Raw genomic sequence first — 2726 nt, forward strand, 5'->3', positions numbered from 1 at the left:
CCCTACAAAGGCATAGATGTCCTCGTTGACGCGGTATCCCGTGTACCGGAAGAGACGTGGGGTGCGGATTCTCGCTTGATGATTTTCGGCGGCAATCTCGAAAAACAGCCGCGCGAATTTCAGGAACGCATGGAAAAGCTGATAGCAGAGGCCGGCTCGCGCGTGCGCTTCTACGGCGCCTATCAGAACGCTGAAATGCCACGCCTGATGCAATCGGTCGACTGGGTCGTCATGCCTTCAATATGGTGGGAGAATTCGCCGATCGTTATTCAGGAAGCATTGCATCATCGCCGGCCCATCATCTGCTCCAATATTGGCGGGATGGCCGAAAAAGTACGCGATGGTGAGGATGGCCTGCATTTCCGCGTTCGCAGCGCCGAAGATCTTGCAGACCGTTTCACGGAGGTATTGTGTGATCCATTGATTTGGGATCGTCTTCATCACAGTGCCCGCCGGCCAACGAATTACATCGACTGTGCCGAAGAACATGTTGCCCTCTATGGCGACCTGCTCAAATCTGGCCGGCAAGAGCCAATCAACATAGCCGCAAGGACCGATGTCGTTCTTTCGCAAGCAAGCTGAATTTTCGCCAGCTTTCAACGCCACGAGAAGGAAACCCCATGGCACGTGTACTGGTAATGATCCCATCGGGCGAGGTCTACGATCACGACAGTGTTCGCTGGTATCAGCACAGCGATGTGCAGCGTAGTATCAATCACTACCATAATATCGGCGACGCTTTTGTCTTCGATTCGTCGTTGAAATTGATGAACTACGAAAAGCAGGCTGAATTGCCGATCATGAATCCGAACATGGATCACATCGATCGCCTGCGGGAGGAATATGACTACGTCATTCTTCGCGGCTCGAACTATGTTCATCAGCACATGGACTGGACCGATACCATCCCGGTTCTGAAGCGGCTCGGTCTGCCGGTGATTGCCTTTGGCATAGGGGCTCAAGCTCCAGTCGAAGGCCAATTGGAACTCTCCGAGCAAACGAAGACAGTTCTGAAGGTGATAGCGGACTCGACGGCTTCGGTCGGTGTGCGTGGAGCCTATTCTGCACAGGTCATGAGCGATATCGGCATAAAAAATGTTCGAATTATTGGCTGTCCGACTGCATTCCGCCGCAACGATCCCGAGATGAGAATAGAACTGCCGCGGCTTGATGAGGTGCGAAATATCGGGATCACCATCCGGCGAGAGGTCTCACCGACCTATGCTCAGGATATTGAGCGTTACCTGACGTTTCATCGCGATCTCGTCAAGGAGATGGCAGGTCGCTTCGACGCGACCCTGATGGCCCAGGGCGAAGTCGAAGAAAAAAAACTGGTTTTCGGGACAGATGACCAGAAGGAAGAAGCGATTGAAGCTCTGAGAGCAAACAAATGGGCTTCCGACTGGTATCTGGATGAGACGATTGAAAAGCTCTACCGCGACCGCATGTTCTACTCCGATGTCGTCGCCGATTATGAAAGCCTCGTCCGGACAAAAGAACTCGTTCTCGGTTATCGGCTGCACGGCAATCTCATGGCCTTGGCCAATGGCGTGCCTTCCATCTACTTCACCTATGACAGCCGCACCGCGGAGTTTGCCGAGACCTATCAAATTCCGAGTTTCGATGTGTTTAGCGGCGGGAAGTTCAGGCTGGAGGACTATTGGGACCAGTCGCTCTTCGATAAATACAATCGGGCTTGGTACCGGACCTATGGCGAAATGCACCAGTTTCTAACGGAAAACGGTGTGGATCACAAAATGGTGGAGACCGACAAGCAGGTGCCGGATTCGGTTCGCCGTGTCGCATGATACCAGTGCGACTTTCGGGGGGGGGACGCAGCAGGTTGGGGAGGTCCAACCAAAATTCGCTAATTGGCAAAAGCCAGKTGCTTACAAACAATCCCTCAAACAGAATTCCAGGAGTTTCCCCAATGACCGTTCTTGTTACAGGTGGTGCTGGCTATATAGGCAGCCACATGGTGCTCGCATTGAAAGACGCGGGACGATCCGCTGTCGTGCTCGATGATCTGAGCTGCGGTTTTTCCTGGCTGGTGCCCGAAGACGTCCCGTTCATCGAGGGCGATGTCGGCGATCAGGCGCTCGTGCGCGATGTGATCCGCACGCACGGAGTGACCGCGATCCTGCACTTTGCCGGCTCTATCGTTGTGCCGGATTCCGTACGCGATCCGCTTTTCTATTACCGTAACAACACAGTGCAGTCGCGCGCGTTGATCGAGGCGGCTATCGCCGAAGGTATCCAGCATTTCATTTTTTCGTCCACGGCCGCCGTCTATGGCGAGCCCGAGAAGACCCCAATCACCGAAGAAATGCCGCATCAACCGATTTCACCCTATGGCACGTCAAAACTGATGACGGAGTGGATGTTGCGCGACGCGGCAGCCGCTCATCCGGATTTTAACTATGTTGCGCTACGCTATTTCAACGTGGCCGGCGCCGATCCGCAACTGCGTTCCGGACAATCGTTCCCGCGCGCAACCCATCTGATCAAGATCGCCAGCCAGGCTGCGACGGGCGAACGCTCTCACATCGAGGTTTACGGTACGGACTACCCGACAGCCGACGGAACCTGCATCCGTGATTATATCCACGTCAGCGATCTGGCGCAGGCGCATCTCTGTGCGCTGAATTATCTCGAGGCTGGCGGCAAAAGCACCTCAGCCAATTGCGGATATGGTTACGGCTACTCGGTGCTTGAGATCATTGATG

General features: G+C 54.4%; 3 protein-coding genes. All 3 read left to right on the forward strand.

Going from position 1 to position 2726, the window contains the following annotated elements; all coding sequences use genetic code 11:
• On the forward strand, window positions 1-582 hold a 582-nt coding region (locus ACXJ5O_RS23765; protein WP_457302055.1), incomplete at its 5' end, for a glycosyltransferase.
• Between the two features lie 38 nt (window positions 583-620).
• Window positions 621-1808: a polysaccharide pyruvyl transferase family protein gene (locus tag ACXJ5O_RS23770; protein WP_457302056.1), complete on the forward strand. Its 1188-nt coding sequence runs from the start codon at window positions 621-623 to the stop codon at window positions 1806-1808.
• 122 nt (window positions 1809-1930) lie between these two features.
• On the forward strand, window positions 1931-2726 hold a 796-nt coding region (gene galE / locus ACXJ5O_RS23775), incomplete at its 3' end, for a UDP-glucose 4-epimerase GalE (RefSeq protein ID WP_457302057.1).

The sequence above is a fragment of the Phyllobacterium sp. P5_D12 genome (genome assembly GCF_054049495.1).

Bases quoted from the DNA above. Each gene is read 5' to 3' on its own strand.
- ACXJ5O_RS23770 (WP_457302056.1), top strand. From the start codon at position 621: ATGGCACGTGTACTGGTAATGATCCCATCGGGCGAGGTCTACGATCAC.